This is a genomic window from Gordonia sp. p3-SID1431 (assembly GCF_025143765.1).
Lineage (GTDB): Bacteria > Actinomycetota > Actinomycetes > Mycobacteriales > Mycobacteriaceae > Gordonia > Gordonia hongkongensis.
The window spans coordinates 1-22673 of record NZ_JAMBDT010000064.1; the positions used below are offsets into that span (position 1 = coordinate 1).

The following is a 22673-nucleotide window of genomic DNA, read 5'->3' on the forward strand; positions in this document are numbered from 1 at the left end:
AAACTCAGCCGCCCGCGAAGCGCGCCTCGGCGGCCTCGCCCACCCGGCCGGCGCCGGTGTGCAGCCGCAGCCCCGGCGTCAGTGGCCGCAGATCGACGTGGTCGCCGCCACCGTTGATCCGGACATACACCGACCCCAGTCCCGCGCGAACCGGTGCCCGGACCGCTTCCCCGTCCGCGAGCGCGATCTCGATCTCGCCGTCCCGGGTCGCGCAGTAGCTGAGCGCGATCGTCCAGGGCCAGGAGAAGAGCGGACCGTCGAGTCGCAGTCGGGTGGGTCCGTCGACCTCCGGGGTCCGGCAGGTCCCCGCCCCCGCGTAGATGGTGCGACGCTGGGTCACGCCGCCGGGCACGAGATTTCCCGCGGTGTCGAGCACGAACAACCGGTCGGTGGCCACCCCGAAGTCGGGCCGGGGCTCCACGCGGCCGAAGATGCGGCTGATCTGGTTGTCGGGGTAGACGAACGGTTGCAGGATCTCCAGGGGCACGGACTGGTCGAGCATGGTCACGCCGCCCGGCCCCTGCGTCGCCGCGTCGTGTAGCGATGCGGTCGCGGTCTCGAGGTAGTCGCCGGTCGGGTTGTCCCGCCACGACGACGAGAACGAGACCAGCGACACCAGTGCGGACACCACGACGAGCGCACCGACGACGGACGCGAACGCGGGCAGCGCGGCCGACCGCTCCTCATCGCGCCCGGCCTCGGCGTCGGACGTGCGCGCATGCCGTCCGCCCACGTCGGTGGTCCGGGCCGGCGCCGCGCACAGCAGGGCCAGAGCGATGGTGAACACCAGCGCCGTGTCCGGGAGATAGCGCATGTGCTGGGCGAGTTCGATCGCCGTCTGCGGGCTCGACCGGTTCCACATCACCGGGATCTGGGCGGCCACGGCGTAGATCAACGCGGACACGACGATCGCCGCGCCGCCGCGTCTGCGGGCCACCGCCCACCAGGTCACCGCGACCAGCACCAGCCAGCCGCCGACGATCATCCACATCTGTGGGAAGCCGGTCGGCGGACTCGGCGTCCACCGCTCCCATTCCCACGGCCCGCCGACGAGCGACGGCACGATCGCATCGGTCACCGACCGCCAGACCAGGCGCGCGGTCTGCGCCACCGAATGCTCACCCGACGTCGGGTCGGTGGTGATGAAGTACACCGCCACCCACGACGCGGCGACGACGGTCAGCGCCAGCCACAGCTCCCGGGCGGCCCGCAGCGTCGCCCTCGTCGCGCGGGGACCGCCGTTCGCGAGGACCGCGGCCACCAACGCCACCGGGAGGATGAACAACGACTTCTCGAAGAACGCCAGCGCGATCAGGAAGACGATCGTCGAGCGGATCCACACCAGCCGGCGTCGCGCGTCGTCGACGTCACCGCGTGCGAGGCGGACCGCGTCGGCGACGATCCACGCCATCGCCGCCTGCAGGGGCAGGGTGTTGACGCCGGCCGCCCACCAGGCGAAGGCGGGCACCGTCATCGGACTGAACAGATAGAACGCGAGCGCGACGAGTGCACCGATGCGGGCGCGCGGCGCGATGACCCGCACCATCCGCCACACCGCCACCGACGCGATCGCCTGCATCGCCACGAGCATCAGCGCCGGCAGCGCCCAGTTCAGCGGTGCCAGCCACGTGGCCACCCCGGCGAGCAGGAACGCCGCCGGCATGAAGTGCCCGTCGTGACTGTGGCCCAGGTACTCCCAGGACAGGATCGGGTTCGACGACGCGCGTGCCACGAGGACCAGATCGTCCCAGTAGAAGTTGCCCGTCGCGACGAGCCAGCCCCGGATGATCAGCTGACCCACGATCAGGGACAGGGCGACGAGGGACACCATCCGCGCATTGGGCATGCGCTCCAGTTTCCATGTGCCGCGAGCGGCGTCGTGGTCGGGTCGGGTGACTCGGCCGCATGCGGGTCGTCGCGGGGCGTCGTGGCAAAATCGGGCGCGTGACCGACCGCAGCCGCAGCCCCGGCGCTCAGGACCCCCGCCCGTCCGGCGGCACGTCGTTCGAGCACTCGATCGACCTCGACAAGTACGAGCTCTCATCCGAGGTCGGCGACCTGCCCGACGACATCGACCAGCTGCGGCTCGAGATCGACCGGCTCGACGCCGTGATCCTCGCCGCGATCAAGCGCAGGTCGGCGGTGTCGAAGAAGATCGGTGCCGCACGCATGGCCTCCGGCGGCCCCCGCCTGGTCCACAGCCGCGAGGTGAAAGTGCTCGAGCGCTTCCAGGATCTCGGCCAGGAGGGACACACCCTCGCGATGCTGCTGCTGCGTCTGGGGCGAGGGCCACTGGGCCGCTGACCCGCCGGCCCCTCGCACACCGACGCGGTGATCCGCTGACGCCTGCGCGCCACGTGTGACGACCGTCGCGGGCACGACGCCGAGCACATAAGGTTGGTGGTCATGAGCACCCAGGCACCTGGCAGCGACTTCACCGGCACCGACCACGGCGACATCACCGCGACGCAGTCCTGGCAGGCGCTCGCGGCTCATCAGCCGCATGTGTACGCCATGCACCTGCGTGAGGTGTTCGCGATCGATCCCACGCGCGGGCGCGAACTCACCGTCGACGTCGGCGATCTGCACATCGACTACTCGAAGCACCGGGTGCTGCGCGAGACGCTCGAACTCCTGATGAGCCTGGCCCGCGAGGTCGGTCTCGAGGAGATCCGCGACGACATGTTCGCCGGCGCCCACATCAACACCTCCGAGGACCGCGCCGTCCTGCACACCGCGCTACGCCTGCCGGCCGATGCGACACTGACCGTCGACGGCCAGGACGTCGTCGCCGACGTGCACGAGGTCCTGACCCGGATGGGCGAGTTCACCGACCGCCTCCGCAGCGGAGAGTGGAAGGGACACACCGGAAAACCCATCACCGACGTCGTCAACATCGGCATCGGCGGCTCCGACCTCGGTCCGGTGATGGTCTATCAGGCGCTACGCCACTACGTCGACGCCGGGATCCGCTGCCACTTCGTCTCCAACGTCGACCCCGCGGACATGGTCGGCACCCTCGCCGACCTCGACGCCGAGACGACACTGTTCATCATCGCCTCGAAGACCTTCACCACTCTCGAGACACTCACCAACGCCGCCGCCGCACGCACCTGGCTCCTGCAGGCGCTCGACGCCGACACCGACGCCGTGGCAAAGCATTTCGTCGCCGTCAGCACCAACGCCGCCGAAGTGGCGGAGTTCGGCATCGACACCGACAACATGTTCGGCTTCTGGGACTGGGTCGGCGGCCGGTACTCGGTGGACTCCGCGATCGGGCTGTCGGTGATGGCCGCGATCGGCAAGGAACGCTTCGCCGAGTTCCTCGACGGCTTCCACATGGTCGACGAGCACTTCCGCACCCAGCCCCTCGAACGCAACGCACCGGTCATTCTCGGCCTGATCGGCCTCTGGTACAACAACTTCTGGGATGTCGGCGTTCGCGCGGTCCTGCCCTACAGCAACGACATGGCCCGCTTCGCCGCCTACCTGCAGCAGCTGACGATGGAGTCCAACGGCAAGTCGGTCACCGCCGGCGGCCACCACGTCACCACCGACACCGGCGAGATCTTCTGGGGCGAACCGGGAACCAACGGCCAGCACGCCTTCTACCAACTGCTGCACCAGGGCACGCGGATGGTGCCCGCGGACTTCATCGGTTTCGCCGAACCCACCGACGACCTGCCGACCGCTCCCGACGGCTCGGGTTCCATGCACGACCTGTTGATGAGCAACTTCTTCGCCCAGACCAAGGTGCTCGCCTTCGGCAAGACCGCCGACGAGATCGCCGCCGAGGGCGTACCCGCACATGTCGTGGCCCACAAGGTGATGCCGGGCAACCGCCCCACCACCTCGATCCTCGCCCCCCAGCTCACCCCGTCGGTGATCGGCCAGCTCGTGGCGCTCTACGAGCACCAGGTCTTCGTCGAAGGCGCCATCTGGGGCATCAACCCGTTCGACCAGTGGGGTGTCGAACTCGGCAAGACCCAGGCCAAGGAACTGCTCGGCACCATCACCCGACCCGAAGCGCCTGACACGCACGACGATTCGTCGACCGACGCCCTCGTCACGTGGTACCGGGAACGACGGGGCCGCGCGGTCTGAGGCTACTTCCAGTACTCCTCGTCGAAGACCGCATCGGGGATCTCGTCCCCGGGTTCGACGCCGAGCGACTGGATGCGGCCCTTGATCGCGGCCGCCGTCGCCACGTAGGTGACGAGATCGGTTGGCTCGACGTCTCGTTCGGCGGGATCACCGCCGAGGAATTCATACAGGGCGGGTGGCACGCAGGCACCCATGTCCAGGGCGCGGGTACCGGTCGCCTCTCGCCACGCATCGAAGCTCGCCACGTCGACGGCCTCGGCGACCTCACCGGTCCGGACGGCCTCGGACACCTCGTCGACGGTGGCCAGCTCACCCGAGGTCCCGCTCGACGGGTCGAAGCCGAGAACCGTGTCGGCGGCGGTGGTCTCGTCGTCGGAGAGGGTGAAGTAGACGATGCCCCGCCAGTCGGAGCCCAAGGCCGCGATGTCCGTGCGGTCGAAGATCTCGCCGAGCAGTTCGCCGACCTGATCCCGCTGTCGAGCGCCGAACACCTGAAACGCGCCAGAGGCCACCATTTGTCCCTGCTTGTTCGCCACGACGGCCACCTTACGCAGGTCAGTCGTCGATACCCAGGACGACCACGTGACCCGTCGTCAGCGACAGGTACACCGTCGCGCGCCACTCCGGTGACGAAAACGCACGGTCGAGGGCGGGCCCGCCGAGAAAGCCGCCGGGCGGCACCAGGTCGCGCAACGCGCCCGCCACCGAGTCAGGCGGGGCCACCGGGTCGGCGCCGTACCGCCCCGCCCACTCTGCCGCGCGCTCGGTACCAACGTGCACGACCGCGTCGAACCAGTACGTGGATGGTCCAGGAACTCTGTCCGATGAGTCGTCCCCGAGAGTGCCGGCCGCCCAGCCCTCGACCCCCGACCCCAGCAGGAGCGGGAACCGTCTCATCACCGGCCGTTCGTCGCGCTGTGGTCCGGCGGTCACGATCTTGGTCGACGCCGGCGCCGACGTCGACACCGAGGGGATCGGGTCACGATCGACCGGTACCGACGGAGCACAACCAGCGAGCAAGCCGAACCCCGCAACACCTGCCACGGCGACAGCCGTCAGCCGCGGCAATCGGTGAACAGGCATCCCGTGACGGTAGCCCGCGGGTCGAACGCGAAACATCGGCTGTCTGAACGAATCACAGAAGTCAGACCAGTCGGCGGCTGACCGACGCCGGCAGGAACTTCAGCGCGGCCGCGATGGGTGTCCAGGGCCACGCGGGCACCGGGGCCCAGTCCTTCTCCGCCTCGATCGCCTTGACCAGCGCGTCGACGCCCTTGTCGGTCTCGACCATCAGGGACGTCTTCACGCCTCGGTTGATATCGGTCTCGATGTAACCCGGCGCGACCACCGACACCGTGATCGGCGACGACGCGAACTCGGCCTGGAGTCCCTGCCCCAGCGCCGTCAGCCCGGCTTTCGACGCCGAATAGGCGGCCTGCGCCTTGGGCATGCCGCGAACACCCGAGATGGAGCTGATCAGCACGAGGTGCCCGGCGTTCTGCGCACGGAAGATCTCCAGCGCCGCCTCGGCCTGGGCCAGCGCGCCGACGAGATTGGTCTGCACCGTCTCGATGTTCGCGGCGGCCTTGCCGGTGCCGAGGGGTGCGCCCTTGCCGAGTCCGGCGTTGACGATGACCCGGTCGAGACCGCCCAGACCGTCGGCCAGCCTCCCGAAGACCTCGGGGACGGCGTCCACGTCGGTGACGTCGAGCGTCGCGACCTCGACCTGTGCGGCGGTGGGCCGCAGTTCGCCGGCCAGCGCGTCCAGCTTCTCGCGGCGGCGCGCCGCGAGGGCGAGCGAACGTCCCTGGGCGGCGAATCGTCGGGCCATGCCTTCCCCGAGCCCCGAACTCGCACCCGTGATGAGAATCCTCTGCCGTGTCGTCACGAGGACCAGGCTACCGGCCGGTAAGTTCTGCCTTCCCGGTCGCCCGACGCGACCTACTTCAGCAACCGCGACATCCGACGGTCCGCCAGCACCTTCCCGCCCGTCTGGCACGTGGCGCAGTACTGGAAGGACCGGTCCGCGAACGACACCTCGCGGACGATGTCGCCGCACACCGGACACGGCAGGCCGGTGCGGGCGTGCACGCGCAGACCGGTGCGCTTCTCGGACTTCAGCCGCGCGACGGCCTGCCCCTCCAGACGGCCGGTCGCGTCGGTGAGCACGCCGCGCATGGCGTCGTAGAGTGTCGCGACCTGGTCGGCCTTCAGTGTTTTCGACGACGCGAACGGCGACAGGCGTGCGGTGTGCAGAATCTCGTCGGAGTAGGCGTTGCCGATCCCGGCGATGGTGTGCTGGTCGGTGAGCACGTTCTTGATCCGGCCGGTGGTGCCGGCGAGGATCTCGGCGAACTGTTCGGACGTCAGCTCGAGCGCGTCGGGTCCCAGACCGGCGATCCGTTCGACGTCGGCGAGGTCGCGGACCAGCCACACCGCGAGTCGCTTCTGCGTCCCCGCCTCGGTGACGTCGAACCCCTCGCCGGGTAGGCCGCAGTGCACGCGCAGCGCGATCGGGCTCTTCCCGCCCGGCCGCAGGGGTTTGGGCGACAGGTCCTCGCTCCACCGCACCCAGCCCGCCCGCGACAGATGGATGACCAGCTGCAGCAACGGCTCTGACGCAGTGGCCGCCGAACCGGGAATGGTACGGATGACCAGGTACTTCCCCACCCGGCCGACGGATTCGACGATCCGGTCCATCAGCGCCGTGTAGGGCGGGTCTGCGGTCTTCAGCACCGACAACGACGCGACGTCGACCCGGCGGATCGGGAGTCCGGCCGCACGGCCGTCGACGTAGTCGGCGATGGCGGCCACCTCTGGGAGCTCAGGCATGCCACCAGTGTGCTCTAGTTGTGGGATGAACTCCCGACTTTCCGACGCCGAGCTGGCCGCCCGGATCGCGCAGGGAGCCGGCGAAGTACTCCTCGGAATCCGTTCGGGCGACCTGCTCGGCGGCGCGATGCTCGGCGATGTGGGCGATGCGCTTGCGCAGGCGTGGATCTCGACGGTGCTCCGCAAACACCGGCCACGCGACGCGGTGTTGTCCGAGGAAGCCGCCGACGTCGGCGACCGGGCCACCGCGTCGCGCGTGTGGATCATCGACCCCCTGGACGGCACAAGGGAATTCGCCGGCGGCTCGCCGGACTGGGCCGTACACGTCGCCCTGACCGAGAGCGGGATCGTCACCGAGGCGTCGGTGTCGCTGCCCGCGACGGGTGAACTGTTCCGTTCCGACACCGTCGCGGAGACCACCGGCGAACTGACCCGGCGTCTCGTCACCTCCCGGTGGGGCGGCTCGTATGAGACCAGCTACGTGGCGAACCGACTGGGTCTGCAGATGGTGCCGGTCGGTTCGGCCGGCGCGAAGGCGATGGCCGTCGTCCGCGGGGATGCCGATGCCTATGTCCACGCCGGCGGTCAGTACGAGTGGGACAACGCAGCGCCGGTGGGGGTCGCCCTGGCGGCCGGACTGCACTGCAGTCGCCTCGACGGGTCGGAGATCGTATACAACAACCGGCATCCGTACATGCCGGACTTCGTCATCTGCCGCAGCGAGATCCGCGAGGAGATGCTCGGCGCGCTGCGTCAGATCTGGTGAACTGAACCGGTGAACGGCATCGGCGACGCGGTGGTGCGCATCGGGCCCGCACTGGTGGTGGCCGTCGTACTGCTGGCCGTGGTCGCCGTGCTGGTGAACCGTCGGAGCGGATTGGCCCGGGAGACCGTCGTCGCCGCGCTCCGGGCCGGCGCGCAACTCGCGGCGCTGGCTGCCGTGCTCGCCGCCGTCATCCCCCACCTGTGGGCCTCGGCGCTGTTCGTCGCGGTGATGGCGACCGCCGCGTCCTGGACCTCGGCCCGACGAGTGCGACCGGGGGGTCCCCGCCTGGCGGGAACCGCCTGGTGTGCCGGGCCGGTGGCGGCGCCGACGATCGCGATCGTCACCGCTCTGGTGACAGTCGGTGTGCTTCCTGCCCGCGGCATCGCTGTGATCCCCACTGCCGGCATCATGCTCGGCGGCGCGATGGTCACCGCCTCGCTCGCCGGACGCCGGGCGCATGACGAGCTGTCGGTCCGTCGCGGCGAGGTGGAAGCCGCGCTGTCGCTCGGCTTCGACCCGCGGGACGCTCGGATGGAGATCGCCGGCCCGCCCTCGGCGACCGCGCTCGTCCCCGGCCTCGATCAGACGAAGTCGGTGGGACTCGTCACGATCCCCGGCGCGTTCGTCGGCATGGTCCTCGGCGGGGCGTCGGTGTGGGCGGCCGCGGCGATGCAGATGTTCGTGCTGATCGCCTTGCTCGCGGTGAGTTCCATCGCGATGCTCGTGACGGTGGAACTGGTGGCGCGAGAGCACCTGTGATCTGGCGACGCATCTCACCAGGACCCTTCGTGACGCTCGCAAGCTCGCTCCTCAGGGAGCGGGGTGGGCCCCGAGGTGCGAGGAAGCGAGCGCAGCCCCTCCGTTCCCTGAGGAGCGCCCGGAGCCTGCGGAGGGCGCGTCACGAAGGGTCCGGCTACTGGCGACTCTTCCGCAGCAGATAGATGTCCATGATCCAGCCGATCCGGTCCCGGGCCTCGGCGCGAGCTTCGACGATCCGGTCCGTCACCTCACCGACCTTGCCGCTGATCAGGATCTCGTCCTCGGTGCCGACGTAGGCGCCCCACCAGATGTGATCCTCCGGGTCGGCGGTGTTCCGGAAGGTGAGGTCGGCGTCGAGCATCACGATCTGATTCGCGTCGGCGCCCGCGGGCGTCTCCGCGAGGCGTCGGCCCGTGGTCGTGTGGATCGGTTCGCCGACGCGATTGGCGACGATGCGGTGGGCCGCCGTGAGCGCGCTCGCGCTGGTCACGCCGGGGATGACCTCGACCTCGAGTTCGAGGTCGTCGCGGGCGGCGAGATCGTCGACGATCCGCAGCGTGCTGTCGTAGAGGGCGGGATCGCCCCAGACGAGGAAAGCTGCCACTCCCCCGTCGCCGACCTCGTCGCGCAGTGCGCCGGCGATCAGCTCGGCGCGCGCGGCGTGCCAGCGCCGGACCTCGGCGTCGTAGTCCGCCGGCTCCCGGTCGCGTGGCGGGTCGGGGATCTCCACCAGCGAATGCCCTTGGCGCGCATGCTCGTCGAGGATGGCGCGGCGTGCGTCGAGCAGGCCGCTCTTCGCCGTGCCCTTCTCCAGCGCGAGGAAGGCATCGACGTCGGCCATCGCGTCGATCGCCTGCAGCGTGATCTGACGCGGTCCGCCGGGCCCGATCCCGATGACTCGCAAGGTGAGTCGCACGGTCAGATCTTCACCTTCGGGAGTCCGTGCTTGCGCGCGGTCATGTCCAGGATCAGCTGTCGCGGCGCGAGACGCCGGAGCAGGAAGACCACTCCCGCCTGATTGCCCTTGGCGTAGAACGGTTTCGGATGCTCGGCCAGCGCGGCGTCGACGATCTGGGTGGCCATGCTCGCCGCACTGATGCCCGCGTCCTCGTTGCGCCGGGTGGCGGCGGCGAGCGTCTCGTACTCGGCGCGATAGGGCGAGTCGTCGCCGATGTGAATGCTGCGGCGATCACCGATGCCGGTGGCGATCGTGCCGGGTTCGACACTGATCATCCGTATCCCGTACGGCGCCAACTCGCGTCGCGACGCGAGCGCGAAAGCCTTCAGCGCCGACTTGGTCGCGGCGTAATTGGACCGGAAGGCGACCGGGAAGCTGGACAACATCGACCCGACCATCACGACCGTGCCCCGGCGCCGGAGACGCATGCCGGGCAACACCGCTTTGGTCAGCGCGATCGGCCCGAAGACGTTGACCCGGAACAGATCCTCGACGGCCGCCATCGAGGTGTCCTCGAGCGCACCGGCCTGGGACTCGCCCGCGTTGTTGATCAGGATGTCCACGTCGCCGACGAGGGCCGCGCAGGACTCGGCGGATTCGTAGTCGGCGTTGTCGAGCCGTACATAGGTGACGCCCTGGATCGGGTTGCGCACGGAATCCGGATTGCGGGTGGTGCCGTAGACCCGGTGTCCCCTGGCTACGAACTGGCGGGCGACCTCGGCCCCGATGCCACTGGTCGCGCCGGTCACGAGGACAGTCTGTGAACTCACGACCGCAACGGTAGCGCAGCGGCCGGCGGGTCAGATGAGCTTGTCGTACCGGCGGGTGAGGATGCTCAGTTCTGCAGCCACACGCTCGGTGTCGGGGCCGTAGGGGCGCCTCGGATTCCGGGTGAACCAGTCGGCAATCCGCTGGCCCGGCGTCCGCTGGCCGACGGGGGTACGTCGCGCGGTGAGACTCAGTAGGCCGGCTGCGCCGGCGACCGAGGCGACGACGACAAGGGCGAGTATGAAGAGGAGTGTCATGGCAGTAATCCTCCGCCCACATCATTTCGGCCACCAGTGGCAGTTCAGTCAATGTTCGCAAATTATCTGCCATACTGGTCAGGTGCTGCATTCGGTTGGTGTCCTCCTGTACGGACACGTCGCGCTCTTCGAATTCGGTGTCGTGCACGAGGTGTTCGGCCTCGACCGCACCGACGACGACGTCCCCGCCTTCGACTTCCGGGTCGCCACACCGGACCCCGACACCGCGCTGGCCGTCGGCAACGGGGTGTCGATCCAGGTGTCGCACACCCTGGACGAGTGCCGCGACGTCGATCTCGTCGTCATCCCCGGCGGAAGCGTCAGCGGCGACTACCCCGTCGAGATCCTGGACACCATCCGGGCGGTCGTCGACAACGGCGGACGTGTCCTCACCGTCTGCTCGGGCGCGTTCGTCGCCGGCGCGGCCGGACTCCTCGACGGCCGTCGGTGCACCACCCACTGGCGCTACGGCGACCATCTCGCGCGCATGTTCCCCCAGGCGCAGGTCGACACCGACGTCCTCTTCGTCGACGACGGACCCGTGACCACGAGCGCCGGCACTGCCGCCGGGATCGACGCGTCGTTGCATCTGGTCCGCGAATCCTGGGGACCGGCCGTCGCCAACCGCATCGCGCGGCGCATGGTCGTGCCGCCGCACCGCGACGGCGGACAACGCCAGTTCGTCGAGGCCCCGATGCCGGCGTGCACCGACGAGGGCTTCGGGTCGCTCTTGGCCTGGATGACGGCCAACCTCGACCGCGACATCAGCATCGACGACATGGCGTCCCGGATGCACATGTCCGGACGTACCTTTGCGCGTCGCTTCGTCGACGAGGTCGGCATCTCGCCTCGCCGCTGGCTGACCGAACAGCGAGTGCTGTCGGCGAAGAACCTGCTCGAGACGACCACCGCCAGCGTCGACGAGGTGGCACGCCAGGTCGGCTTCACGTCGGCGACGCTGCTGCGACACCATTTCGCCGCGAGTGTCGGCGTCTCGCCACTCGTCTACCGTCGGCGGTTCGCGAAATCCGGCGCGAGTTCGTAGCCCGAAACCCCGCGAGACGGCACTCGCGCAGTGGAACGGCCGGACTGGTGCCCTCGGTAGGATTCGAACCTACGACCTACCCTTTAGGAGAGGGTTGCTCTATCCCCTGAGCTACGAAGGCGGACCGCGAAGAGCCCACGGTGGCGCGGCTCCCCGACAGCGGGAGTCTACGCGAGCGACCTCACCCGGCCACACCACACACCTCAGATGGTGAAGATCGTGTAGTTCGCCCCCCGTCGCCGGGAACACCCACGACGATGTGTGACGCCCGGCGTCGAAATGCGAGCACCAGTACGATCGAACCCGACGCGAACCGGACATTTCCGGCTGTGATCGTCACCACTGAGGACACCCCGGCGTTGAGGTTCCTGCCAGCTTGGGTCCGTACACTGCCTACCGCATACGTTCTACCGTTTCACCCGGGGAGGTCTTTTCGTTGGTGCACGCGGCATCAGGATCGGCGCGCACCGCCGACGACGACGAGACCACGGCCAGCGCTGCCGAGTCATCGGACTCCGCCACCGTGGCACCCCGTCCCGCCGAGTCGGCCCCTCCCGCGCCCACGACCAAGCCCCGCGGTCGGGCGCACACCGCCGACTTCGTCCGGGTCGTCCTGTTCACCTTCGTGGTCGTCGCGCACAGCATCAACGCCATCAACGGCGGTGCCGACGAGATCAGGGGCGCGAATCTCGTCGGCACCCTGTGCCACCTGACCCGATACGGCTTCGTGGCGGTGACCCTCTACGTCCTCGTGCTGAGCATGCAGGGTCGGGAGATGTCGCCGTGGCAGTTCTGGCGGCGTCGTTTCGGGCTCGTCGTCGGCCCCTACCTGGCATGGACGCTGATCTACACGATCACCGACCACATCATCATCGCCGACAATCCGTTCCCGCCGATCGGCGAGATGGCGCCCCGCCTCGCACACGACCTCCTCGTCGGCGAGGGCAAGTACCAGCTGTACTTCCTGCTGATCTCGATGCAGATCTACCTGTTCTTCCCGCTGATCTCGTGGCTGTTCGAGCGGGGCCGGAGCCGGCCGTGGCTGATGCTGGCCGGCGGGACCGCGATCCAGCTTCTGGTGTTCGTCATCTACCAGTACCTACCCCGGCCGTCGGGTCATGCGTGGGACGTCGCCTACCAGCACCTGTGGAAGACGCTGCCGATGTACGCGCTCTTCATCACCATGGGCGTGCTGGCCGCGCAGCACCGCGAGGCGGTCGACCGCTGGCTCCGCGACCACATGGCGACGGTCGTCCTGGTCGCGGCGGGCTGCGCGGCCTTCACCGTTGCCGGATACCTGCTGGCGACATCGCCGGGCAACGTGCCGTGGAAGGCCAACACGGCCTGGAACCCGGTGTCGCTCCCCTGGTACATCGGCGGCTTCGTCCTGCTGTGGCTGATCGGCCTCGTCTGGGATGACCGACGCGCCGCCGGCCGGCCCGCCGGCGGAAAACTGGTGTCCCAGGCGACCCTGCGCGCTTTCGGGGTCTTCGCGGTACACCCGCTGATCCTGGACGTCCTCGGACGCGTCGGATTCCTCAGCGGCCTCTTCGACTGGTTCCCGCATTCGGCGATCCTTCGCTCGATCATCTTGGTCGTGCTGGTACTGACGGCCTCGCTGGCGCTCGTCGACGTCCTCCTACGCCTACCGTTCAGCAAATGGCTCACCGCCCGGCCCCGCATCCCCCTGTTGCCGAAGCGGAACAAGAAGAAGCAGGACCGGGCGGTGGAAGTCGGTCAGTCGGCGGGGGGCTGAGAAGGAGTCCGCCGGCTAGTTTCTGGCTAGTTGTACTTCGGGTTGTTGATCACCGGGATCTCGATGTTGATCGGCATCCGCAGTTCGGACATGTAGAAGAGCACGAACTGGCGGAGGAACTCGTCGAACAGCCAGTACGCCTCACGCGGCATGCCGACGTTGAGCAGGCCCTCGCGGATCTGTACGTACGGACCCCACGCCGTCTCGAGCAGCGGGCTCCACACGGGCTCCCGCGGGATCTGATACCAGTTGGCGACCTTGTCACCGAGCACGAATCGCGTGAGCGCCCCCAGGACGCCGCGCGAGATCAGCGAGAGGTCGAGGTTCATGCCGAGGTCGAGCAGCATGTCGGCGAGCTTGCGACCCTCGGGGGTCGGCGCCAGGATCGGGTCGAGGACCTGCTGCGCCTGCGAGTCGGCGGCGGCCCAGGAGGCGGGGATGTACTCGTCCTGGACGCCCAGCAGGCGAGCGGTGATCTGCCACGAATGCAGGAATCCGGCGGATTCGTCGGCCGCGATCGGGACGTTCCACTTGTCGAAGTTGCGCATGACGGTCGTCGGCAGGCTGTGCCAGGTGACCATGATGTCGGCCTGACTGATCGGCTTCTTCTCCGTCGCGCCGTGCACCCAGTGCGGCGACTGCGGCAGGAGGTGGCGCACGCCGGCATGCGCCATGCGGGTCTTCACGCAGGTCACAATCATCTCGCCGCCGGGCTGATAGGCGTTGAGCGATCCGATGTCGTATCCGAGCTTCGCGGTCTTGGTGATGCGGTCTTTGAGGTCCCATCCGCCCTTGGAGTAGTAGACCGACCGGGCCTCGCGCGGGATGACGGTGCTCATCATGCCGCTGGCGAAGCCGTACAGGACGCCGAGGTAGGTTCCGCGCTTCTGGTTGAATCGGACCGCGTCGGCCAGCTTGGCCTGGTCGGCCCACGCGGGCAGCTGACGAGCGTGCTCCATGAAGTCGCGCAGTTCCGAGGGCAGCCCGGCGGGCAGCGGCTGCGAGTTACGATGCCACGTGCGCAGCAGGCGATTGACGTTGCGCACCTGCCCGCTGTCGATGACCTTGGCGATCACCGGGTCGGCCTCGTCGTCCCACAGCTGCCGCGGGTCCGCGCCGCGCCCACGGCCGGGCACCGAGTTCGCCGGCGACCACGTCCACGGCGTCGTCTGCGAGAGCGCCGCGACCGCACCGGCTGCGCCGACGACACCGCCCGCGCGTATCAGGTTCCGCCTGTTCAGATCTTCCATGACCCCGTCCCATCACTTCCATGTATCAATGTGACAAACAACGTATCCTTGTATCATTGTTACCACCGCGTGGTCCAGAACACACCTCTTTCGCGAATTTTGCGATCATGGAAGCTCATGCGGTCATGATGTGAGGAAGGGGGTGAGGCGAATGACCACGCAGCCGTCCGGCGCTCCGCTGTCCAGCTCGCTTCTCCAGCGGGCGTTTCTCGAATCCGCGGCTCAGTCCGACGAGGCCGCCGATCCCACCGCCGAACGTCTGCTCGACGCGGCCTTCGAACTCTTCTGCCGACTGGGCGTGCAAAGGACGCCGATGGAGAAGGTGGCGAAGAGCGCCGGCGTCACGAGGGTCACCCTGTATCGCAAGTTCGCCACCAAGGACGCCCTGGTCGACCAGGTGGTGCTCCGCGAGTTCCGCCGGTACTTCGACCGGTTCCGCGCGGAGATCCCCCGCGCCGACACCGTGGCCGACCGCGTCGTCGTCGGGTTCGTCGGTTCGCTGCGGGCGATCGCCGGCAACCCGCTCATCGGTGAGATCAGCGACGCCGAGCCCAGCATGCTGATCGAATCGATGATCGGCGGCGACGGCATGCTGCTCGCGACGGTCCAGCACTTCGTCGCCGCCCAGCTGCGCCGGGAACAGCTGGCGGGCAACATCTCCGACGAACTCGACGTCGATCTCGTGGCCGAGATGATGGTCCGCATCTCCGCGTCGTTCCTCACCGTGCCCAGCCGCGTCGTCGACATCACCGACGACGCGCAGCTCGCCACGGTGGCGCGCCAGTTCCTCGTACCGATGCTCAATCCCGCGCAGTAAACCGCCGAACCTGTAAAGATCAGAGCGCTCACCACATCTGAGGAGACTGACGATGCGCTCTTGGTCTGTGATCATCATCCTGGCCGTCTCACAGTTCGTGATGGTGCTCGACAGCACCGTGATGAACGTGTCCATCTCGGTCGTGGCCGACGACCTCGGGACCTCGATCACCGGCATGCAGGCCGCGATCACCTTCTATGCGCTGACGATGGCCGCCTTCATGCTGACCGGAGGCAAGCTCGGCGACTTGATGGGGCGCGCAAGAGCATTCAAGATCGGTGCGGTCATCTACGGCATCGGCTCGCTGACCACGGCGCTGAGTCCCAACCTGACCGTCCTGCTCATCGGCTGGTCACTCGTCGAGGGGCTGGGCGCGGTGCTCGTCATCCCCGCGATCGCATCGCTGGCCGCCATCAACTACACGGGCAAGGCCCGGGTCACCGCATTCTCGATCCTGGGCGCGGTCACCGGGCTGGCCGCCGCCGTCGGCCCGCTGCTCGGTGGCGTGATGACCACCTATCTGTCGTGGCGCTACGTGTTCGTCGCCGAGACCGTCGTCATGGTAGCGGTCCTGTTCGCGGCCAAGCTGATTCGTGACGTACCCCGCGACCCGGAGGTACGCATCGACCCCCTCAGCGTCGTGGCATCCGCCGGCGGCCTGTCGCTGATCGTCTACGGCGTCCTGCAGTCGAAGACGTGGGGTTGGCTGAAGCCGCAGCATCCGCCGGAGATCGGCGGGGACGAGATCGCCCCGCTGGGCGTCTCCCCCGTGGCATACCTGTTGCTCGCCGGGGTCGTCGTGCTCTGGTTGTTCGTCCTGCGGCAGCGCACCCTGGCGACGTCCGGCCGCCAACCGCTGCTGCGTGTCGAACTCTTCCGCATCGCTGCTCTCCGAAGCGGACTCGGCGGATTCCTCGCCCAGTACTTCGCGATCGCCGCCCTCTTCTTCGTGGTCCCCGTGTACCTGCAGACGATGCTCGGACGCGACGCACTGCAGACCGGGGTGAAGATCCTGCCGCTCTCGGTCGGGCTCGTCCTGTTCTCGATCCTCGGATCCTGGCTCACCGCACGGCGTTCCGCACGGTTCATCGCCCGCGGCGGACAGATCACGATGGCGCTGGGGACACTCCTCGTCATCGCCTCGGTGGGAATCGATCTGCGCAACGCCGCCTTCGCCGCGGGCATGTTCGTGGTCGGCGCCGGCTTCGGTCTGCTCGCTTCACAACTCGGCAACGTCAACATGTCCGCCGTCGAGGAGAAGGACACCTCGGAGGTCGGCGGCCTGCAGGGCACCTTCCAGAACCTGGGGTCGTCGTTCGGCACCGCGGTCGCGGGATCGGTCTTCCTGCTCATGCTGTCGTCGGGCTTCGTGTCGGCGGTCAACGACGCCGAGAACCTCTCTCCCATCGACCAGCAACGCATCGTCGCCGCCGTCGACGACCAGGGAGTGCCGATCATCTCCGCCGACGAGGCGCGCACCCTCGTCCTCGAAGCGGGCGGCTCGGAGGAGTCCGCACAGGCGGTGTCACAGGCCTATTCGGATTCGCAGATCGCGGCCCTGCAGCAGTCGCTGTTCGTCGTCTTCGGCCTGCTCGTGCTGGCGTTGCTGTTCTCGCGGCACCTGCCCAACCGGATACCGGAACCCGGTCCGGCGCTCGAACGGCAGTCTGCCGAGCCCGAGCCGAAATCCGGCTCCTAGTCGATCTTCTTCCTGATCGTCGCTTCCGTGTGCCGCACCGCCTGAGCGGCGAACGGACCCACGACCTTGCCGAGGAGCTTGCCCGCCATACCGCCGGGGAGGTTGTAATTGATCTCGACGTCGAGTTCGGTGCCCGATCCACCGTCCGCGTCGGCGAACCGCCACGTCGTGTTCGCGTCGAAACCCTCGACGGCCTTCAACTCGATGAGCTCGTTCTCGACGTACTCGGTGCACTCGACCACCGACTTCAGTGTCTTCGGCCCGACGTCCATCGAGACCGCGAACTTCGCGCCGAGTCCGCTGGTCTTCTCCGTCGTCGGCTCGAACCGGGTGACGGTGCCGCGAAGCCGGCGGGCACGCGGCTCGTCAACCCCGCGTACGCCAAGACGCTCGGCACCCTCGCCGCCGACGGCGCGGGCGCGATGTACGACGGGCCGCTCGCCCGAGCCATCGTCGCCGAGGCCGGCAGCACCGCGGGCGGCATGACACCGAGCCTGATGACCGAGCAGGATCTACGCGACTACCGTGCGATCGCCCGGAAGCCGGTGGTCACCACCTATCGGGGGCGACAGATAGTGGCCATGCCCGGACCGTCGTCCGGCGGGATCGCCGTCGCGTCGGCGCTGGGCATCCTGGCGAACTTCGATCTGCCGTCGATGCCGCCGTCCGATCTCGACGCCGACGGCGGGCGTCCCGACCCGGCCGCCGTGCACCTCGTCACCGAGGCCGAACGCCTCGCCTACGCCGATCGCGACAAGTACGTGGCCGACCCGGACTTCGTCCCGCTGCCCGGGCGCGGGGTCACGACCATCCTCGATCCGGCCTATCTGCGGTCCCGGGCAGCGCTCATCTCACCCGACTCCTCGCTCGGCGAGGCGCCGGCGGGTGACCTCGGACCGGTGCCCCTGGGGTCGCACCCGGGCACCGAACACGGAACCAGTCACATCACCGTCGCCGACCGGTACGGCAACGTCGCCACGATGACGACGACCATCGAATCCGCCTTCGGCAGTTACCACATGGTCGACGGGTTCCTACTCAACAACGAGTTGACCGACTTCTCCGCCGAACCCCGCGACGACGACGGGACGCTGCTCGCCAACCGGGTCTCGCCGGGCAAGCGGCCGCGCTCATCGATGGCGCCCACACTCGTTCTGCAGCCCGGCGCCGACGGAGCGCCGGCCGAGGTGGTCGCGGCCCTGGGTTCCCCCGGCGGGTCAGTGATCATCCAGTTCGTCGTCAAGACGATCGTCGGGATGCTGGACTGGGGCCTCGATCCCCAGCAGGCCGTGTCGATGATCGACTTCGGCTCGGCCAACACCCCGACCTCCAACGTCGGCGGCGAACACCCGCTCGTCGACACCACGGACGACGGCGCACACGATCCGTTGGTCCGCGGCCTCCGGGAACGCGGAGCCGAGGTGTCGGTCGAGGAACAGTCGAGCGGGCTCAGCGCACTGCTGCGACACGGCGGCGGCTGGATCGGCGGCGCCGATCCGCGCCGCGAGGGCGCGGTGATGGGCGACAACGCGACGCTGCGGTAGACCGTCGCGCCACGGGTTCTCGAAAACGGCGTTGCCCCGATCGGTTCCGAGGGGCACTAGTTTTCCTCGGCGTCACACAGGGGCAATCGGGCGCATACACCCAGCTCATAGCGTCGAAGCGCTCGCAATTGCGACAAACGGCGTAGCGACGTCGTCGTGCGCCCCCGCGCACAGGGGGGCCCAGATCATCCAGGAGTATCCATGAGTGGCAGCATGTCCCGCCGACAGGCGATCGAGGCCGTGACGACCTACGACGTGTCGGCGCCGGGGTTCACCGAACCCCTCGCAGACACGTTCGGGCGCAATGTGTTCAGCCTGTCGGTCATGAAGAAGCGGCTGCCCAAGCACGTCTTCAAGGCGGTCGCCGCAACCGTCGACACCGGCTGCGCGCTCGACCCCACCCTCGCCGATTACGTCGCGGTGGCCATGAAGGACTGGGCCATCGAGAAGGGCGCCACCCACTACGCCCACGTCTTCTACCCGCTCACCGGTTTCACGGCCGAGAAACACGACTCATTCCTCGAACCCGACTCCACCGGTGCATCGCTCGCCGAGTTCGCGGGCAAGACGCTGCTGCAGGGCGAGCCCGACGCGTCGAGCTTCCCCAACGGCGGTCTGCGCGGCACCTTCGAAGCCCGCGGTTACACGGGCTGGGACGTCACCAGCCCGGCGTACATCCTGGAGAACCCGAACGGCAACACCCTCTGCATCCCGACGATCTTCATCTCGTGGACCGGCGAGGCCCTCGACAAGAAGACCCCGCTCCTGCGCAGCCAACAGGCCATGAGCAAGCAGGCCATGCGGTTGCTCCGCCTCTTCGGCCACGACGACGTCGACACCGTCGTCTCCTACGCCGGCGCCGAGCAGGAGTACTTCCTGATCGACGAGCACTTCTTCTATGCGCGACCAGATCTCATGACCTGCAACCGAACCCTGTTCGGCGCACCGCCGTCGAAGGGCCAGGAGTTCGACGACCACTACTTCGGTGCCATCCCGGAACGCGTGCTGTCGTTCATGATCGAACTCGACCGCGAGCTGTTCAAGCAGGGGATCCCGGCGAAGACCCGGCACAACGAGGTCGCGCCCGGCCAGTTCGAGATCGCACCGGTCTTCGAGCGGTCGGTCCTCGCCCACGACCATCAGCAGCTGATGATGACCACGATGAAGGCCGTCGCCGAGAAGTACGGCATGAAATGCCTGCTGCACGAGAAGCCGTTCTCCGGCGTCAACGGTTCGGGCAAGCACGTCAACTTCTCGCTCGGCAACGCCAATCAGGGCAACCTGCTCAATCCCGGCGACACCCCGCACGAGAACATGCAGTTCCTGACCTTCTGCGGCGCGATCATCCGCTCGGTGCACCTCTACGGCGGGCTCCTCCGCGCGGCGGTCGCCTCGGCGTCGAACGATCATCGTCTCGGCGCCAATGAGGCTCCGCCGGCGATCATCTCGATCTTCCTCGGCGACCAGCTGATGGACGTCTTCGAGCAGATCGCCAAGGGCGGCGCCACCGGTTCCAAGGCCGCGGGGGTCATCGAACTCGGGGTCGACACCCTGCCGCCCCTCAAAGCCGATCCGGGGGATCGCAACCGCACCAGCCCCTTCGCGTTCACCGGCAACCGGTTCGAGTACCGCGCACCGGGTTCCAATCAGTCGATCTCCGATCCCATGGTCGCCATCAACACGATCCTCGCCGACTCCATCGACTTCATCGCCTCGGACCTCGAGAAGCTCCTCGCCGACGGTCTCGAACTCGCGGACGCCGTCCAGAAGGTGTTGCAGGAGATCGTCAATGCCCACGGCTCGGTCATCTTCAACGGCAACGGCTACTCCGACGAATGGCAGGAAGAGGCCGCCGCCCGCGGACTGAAGAACCTACGGACGACGGTCGACGCGGTGACGGAGTACACCTCGCCGGAGGTCGTCGAGATCTTCGAGAAGTACGGCGTGCTGTCGGCCCGCGAGCTCGAGGCCCGCGAGGACGTCATCTTCGAGTACTACGCGCTCACCCTCCTCGTCGAGGCCAAGGAGACCGCGGAGATCGCCAAGACGATGATCATGCCGGCCGCGATCCGGTACCAGGGTGAGCTCGCCGGGACCGCGGCGTCGCTCAAGATGGCCGGAATCGAGGCTCCCACACCGCTGCTCGAGGAACTGACCGGACTGATCAGCACGTTGCACGACGGGTTGACGGCCCTCGATGCCGGTATCGCCGGCATGCACGGCGAGTCCACCTTCGAGGAGTCGAAGTACGCGCTGGAGAAACTGGTCCCGGCCATGGCCGCGGTCCGCGAGGTCGCCGACACCCTCGAGTCCATCGTCGCCGACGATCTGTGGCCGCTGCCGACCTACAACGAGATGCTCACGATTCTCTGATCCCGCATCGTCGGCACGCCCCCTGCGCATCGCGCAGGGGGCGTGTTGTTGCGCGCCTGGAGTCGTGTGGCGTGACGCCCATCCGCGCCCCCGCATTTGCATCTCTACCCTCCCGTGAGGGTAGAGTTGGCCCGTCCTGCGGGGCGGCGTCGGCCGTCGGAATCGCCCGACGCCCGCGAGGGTGGGTGACCCCTTCCGCGACAGACGTTTCCGTTACCTCACGAAAGTCGAGACGCCGATGACGGCCGAGGTGCTGACTCCTGCCCGACAACAGTCGGTGCTGGCGACCCTGCGCTCCCCGCGGCGCCTGCGTACCGAGGTCCTCGCCGGTCTCGTGGTCGCGCTCGCGCTCATCCCCGAGGCCATCTCGTTCTCGATCATCGCCGGAGTCGATCCGCGAGTGGGCCTGTTCGCCTCGTTCACGATGGCGGTGACGATCGCCATCGTCGGCGGCCGTCCGGCGATGATCTCCGCCGCCACCGGGGCGGTGGCGCTGGTGGTGGCGCCCTTGGTCGCCAGTCACGGCCTGGATCACCTGATCGCCGCGGTGCTCCTCGCCGGGGTCATCCAGATCGTCCTCGGCGCATTGGGTGTCGCCCGTCTGATGCGGTTCATCCCGCGCAGCGTGATGGTCGGATTCGTCAACGCGCTGGCCATCCTCATCTTCACGGCTCAACTCCCCCACCTGCTGGGGGTCCCGTGGCTGGTGTATCCCCTCGTCGCAGCCGGGATAGCGATGATCGTCCTGCTGCCGAAACTCACGACTGTCATCCCGTCGCCCCTGGTGGCGATCGTGGTACTCACTGCGGTCACGCTCGCGGTCGGGTTCTCCGTTCCCGACGTCGGCGACGAGGGCGACCTGCCGGACAGTCTGCCCACGTTGTTCTTTCCCGACGTCCCGCTGAACTGGGAGACGCTGTCGGTCATCGCCCCCTACGCGTTCACCATGGCGCTCGTCGGACTGCTCGAGTCCTTGATGACGGCGAAGTTCGTCGACGACCTCACGGACACCCATTCCGACAAGACGCGTGAGGCCGCCGGTCAGGGCATCGCCAACATCGTGACCGGTCTCTTCGGCGGCATGGGCGGGTGCGCGATGATCGGCCAGACCATGATCAACGTCAAGGAGTCCCGGGCCCGCACCCGCATCTCGACGTTTCTGGCCGGACTCTTCCTGCTCATCCTGGTCGTCGGGCTGGGTGACATCGTCGCGCTGATCCCGATGGCCGCGCTCGTCGCCGTCATGATCATGGTGTCGGTCGGCACCCTGGATTGGCACAGCGTCAACCCGAAGACGTTGCGGCGCATGCCGAAGAGCGAGACCGCGGTGATGGTCGCGACCGTCGTCGTCACCGTGGCCACCCACAATCTCGCGTACGGGGTGATCGTGGGCGTCCTGACGGCGATGGTCCTGTTCGCGCGCCGGGTCGCCCACTTCACGGAGGTGGTCGATGTCGCCGATCCCGAACCCGGAACCCGCGTCTATGCGGTGCGGGGCGAGTTGTTCTTCGCGTCCAGCAACGACCTCGTGTACCAGTTCGACTATGTCGGCGACCCGGACGACGTCGTCATCGACATGAGCGGCGCACACATCTGGGACGCGTCGACGGTCGCTACGCTCGATGCCGTCACCACCAAGTACGCAGCCAAGGGCAAGACGGCCACCATCGTCGGCCTCGACGACCACAGCGCCGAACGTCATCGACGTCTCAGCGGGCAGCTCGGCGGCGAGGGCTGACCGGGCA

19 protein-coding genes, 1 tRNA gene and 2 pseudogenes are annotated in these 22673 nt (G+C 68.1%); 11 read left to right on the forward strand and 11 right to left on the reverse strand.

The window, feature by feature from the left end:
• Nucleotides 1-4: 4 nt before the first annotated feature.
• Nucleotides 5-1846: a hypothetical protein gene (locus tag M4D77_RS15780; RefSeq protein ID WP_259936649.1), complete on the reverse strand. Its 1842-nt coding sequence runs from the start codon at nucleotides 1844-1846 to the stop codon at nucleotides 5-7.
• Between the two features lie 98 nt (nucleotides 1847-1944).
• Here M4D77_RS15780 and M4D77_RS15785 point away from each other — a divergent pair, with 98 nt between their 5' ends.
• Together M4D77_RS15785 and pgi are read left to right on the forward strand one after the other, a co-directional pair.
• The gene (locus tag M4D77_RS15785) at nucleotides 1945-2304 is read left to right on the forward strand and encodes a chorismate mutase (RefSeq protein WP_259936650.1); all 360 of its coding nucleotides are present in this window, start codon (nucleotides 1945-1947) and stop codon (nucleotides 2302-2304) included.
• Between the two features lie 102 nt (nucleotides 2305-2406).
• Nucleotides 2407-4104 carry a glucose-6-phosphate isomerase gene (gene pgi, locus M4D77_RS15790; RefSeq protein WP_259936651.1) on the forward strand — a complete coding sequence of 566 codons (1698 nt, stop codon included), beginning with the start codon at nucleotides 2407-2409 and terminating at the stop codon, nucleotides 4102-4104.
• Nucleotides 4105-4106: 2 nt separating this feature from the next.
• Here the strand turns inward: pgi and M4D77_RS15795 are convergent, their stop codons facing one another.
• From M4D77_RS15795 to M4D77_RS15810, 4 genes are all read right to left on the reverse strand, one after another.
• Entirely contained in the window at nucleotides 4107-4640 is a 534-nt protein-coding gene (locus M4D77_RS15795; RefSeq protein WP_259936652.1) for a hypothetical protein, read from the reverse strand.
• 19 nt (nucleotides 4641-4659) lie between these two features.
• Nucleotides 4660-5187 (reverse strand): hypothetical protein, encoded by a 528-nt coding sequence (locus tag M4D77_RS15800; RefSeq protein ID WP_137808950.1) that lies wholly within the window; start codon nucleotides 5185-5187, stop codon nucleotides 4660-4662.
• Nucleotides 5188-5248: 61 nt separating this feature from the next.
• Nucleotides 5249-5992 carry an SDR family oxidoreductase gene (locus M4D77_RS15805; RefSeq protein WP_058251550.1) on the reverse strand — a complete coding sequence of 248 codons (744 nt, stop codon included), beginning with the start codon at nucleotides 5990-5992 and terminating at the stop codon, nucleotides 5249-5251.
• 53 nt (nucleotides 5993-6045) lie between these two features.
• Entirely contained in the window at nucleotides 6046-6936 is an 891-nt protein-coding gene (locus M4D77_RS15810) for a DNA-formamidopyrimidine glycosylase family protein (protein WP_058251551.1), read from the reverse strand.
• A gap of 25 nt (nucleotides 6937-6961) precedes the next feature.
• Here M4D77_RS15810 and M4D77_RS15815 point away from each other — a divergent pair, with 25 nt between their 5' ends.
• On the forward strand, nucleotides 6962-7702 hold the full coding sequence (locus M4D77_RS15815; protein ID WP_078113407.1) for a 3'(2'),5'-bisphosphate nucleotidase CysQ: 741 nt from the start codon (nucleotides 6962-6964) through the stop codon (nucleotides 7700-7702).
• 9 nt (nucleotides 7703-7711) lie between these two features.
• On the forward strand, nucleotides 7712-8461 hold the full coding sequence (locus M4D77_RS15820; protein WP_247451706.1) for an ABC transporter permease: 750 nt from the start codon (nucleotides 7712-7714) through the stop codon (nucleotides 8459-8461).
• A gap of 154 nt (nucleotides 8462-8615) precedes the next feature.
• Here the strand turns inward: M4D77_RS15820 and cobF are convergent, their stop codons facing one another.
• The 3 genes from cobF to M4D77_RS15835 are packed head-to-tail and all read right to left on the reverse strand — an operon-like array spanning nucleotide 8616 to nucleotide 10444.
• Entirely contained in the window at nucleotides 8616-9377 is a 762-nt protein-coding gene (cobF, locus tag M4D77_RS15825) for a precorrin-6A synthase (deacetylating) (RefSeq protein WP_259936653.1), read from the reverse strand.
• Between the two features lie 2 nt (nucleotides 9378-9379).
• Nucleotides 9380-10189 carry an SDR family oxidoreductase gene (locus M4D77_RS15830; protein WP_068972458.1) on the reverse strand — a complete coding sequence of 270 codons (810 nt, stop codon included), beginning with the start codon at nucleotides 10187-10189 and terminating at the stop codon, nucleotides 9380-9382.
• A 30-nt stretch (nucleotides 10190-10219) separates the two neighbouring features.
• A complete protein-coding gene (locus tag M4D77_RS15835) occupies nucleotides 10220-10444 on the reverse strand; it encodes a hypothetical protein (protein WP_159370316.1) in 225 nt (74 codons plus the stop codon).
• 82 nt (nucleotides 10445-10526) lie between these two features.
• Here M4D77_RS15835 and M4D77_RS15840 point away from each other — a divergent pair, with 82 nt between their 5' ends.
• Complete coding sequence (locus M4D77_RS15840) at nucleotides 10527-11489, forward strand: GlxA family transcriptional regulator (RefSeq protein WP_259936654.1); 963 nt, start codon at nucleotides 10527-10529, stop codon at nucleotides 11487-11489.
• Between the two features lie 45 nt (nucleotides 11490-11534).
• Here the strand turns inward: M4D77_RS15840 and M4D77_RS15845 are convergent.
• Nucleotides 11535-11610, reverse strand: a tRNA-Arg gene (locus tag M4D77_RS15845).
• A 318-nt stretch (nucleotides 11611-11928) separates the two neighbouring features.
• On the opposite strand from M4D77_RS15845, the gene M4D77_RS15850 reads away from it, so the two are divergent.
• The gene (locus M4D77_RS15850) at nucleotides 11929-13245 is read left to right on the forward strand and encodes an acyltransferase (RefSeq protein WP_259936655.1); all 1317 of its coding nucleotides are present in this window, start codon (nucleotides 11929-11931) and stop codon (nucleotides 13243-13245) included.
• Between the two features lie 26 nt (nucleotides 13246-13271).
• Here M4D77_RS15850 and M4D77_RS15855 read toward each other — a convergent pair whose 3' ends face one another.
• Nucleotides 13272-14495: an oxygenase MpaB family protein gene (locus M4D77_RS15855; RefSeq protein WP_058251559.1), complete on the reverse strand. Its 1224-nt coding sequence runs from the start codon at nucleotides 14493-14495 to the stop codon at nucleotides 13272-13274.
• Nucleotides 14496-14646: 151 nt separating this feature from the next.
• Here M4D77_RS15855 and M4D77_RS15860 point away from each other — a divergent pair, with 151 nt between their 5' ends.
• Complete coding sequence (locus tag M4D77_RS15860) at nucleotides 14647-15312, forward strand: TetR/AcrR family transcriptional regulator (protein ID WP_259936656.1); 666 nt, start codon at nucleotides 14647-14649, stop codon at nucleotides 15310-15312.
• Nucleotides 15313-15364: 52 nt separating this feature from the next.
• Nucleotides 15365-17011, forward strand: coding sequence for an MFS transporter (locus M4D77_RS15865; RefSeq protein ID WP_065630805.1), 1647 nt, complete (start codon nucleotides 15365-15367; stop codon nucleotides 17009-17011).
• On the opposite strand, the pseudogene M4D77_RS15870 reads toward M4D77_RS15865, so the two are convergent.
• Nucleotides 17008-17346, reverse strand: a pseudogene (locus M4D77_RS15870) (SRPBCC family protein); the annotation flags it as partial. The gene M4D77_RS15865 and the pseudogene M4D77_RS15870 sit on opposite strands and share 4 nt — an antisense overlap.
• Between M4D77_RS15870 and M4D77_RS15875 the strand changes: the two are divergent.
• From M4D77_RS15875 to M4D77_RS15885, 3 genes and pseudogenes are all read left to right on the forward strand, one after another.
• Nucleotides 17344-18555: pseudogene (locus tag M4D77_RS15875) on the forward strand (gamma-glutamyltransferase family protein); the annotation flags it as partial. The pseudogenes M4D77_RS15870 and M4D77_RS15875 sit on opposite strands and share 3 nt — an antisense overlap.
• Before the next feature lie 201 nt (nucleotides 18556-18756).
• A complete protein-coding gene (locus tag M4D77_RS15880; protein ID WP_058251564.1) occupies nucleotides 18757-20928 on the forward strand; it encodes a glutamine synthetase III in 2172 nt (723 codons plus the stop codon).
• Nucleotides 20929-21166: 238 nt separating this feature from the next.
• On the forward strand, nucleotides 21167-22666 hold the full coding sequence (locus tag M4D77_RS15885; protein WP_159371846.1) for a SulP family inorganic anion transporter: 1500 nt from the start codon (nucleotides 21167-21169) through the stop codon (nucleotides 22664-22666).
• The last annotated feature ends 7 nt before the right edge of the window (nucleotides 22667-22673 follow it).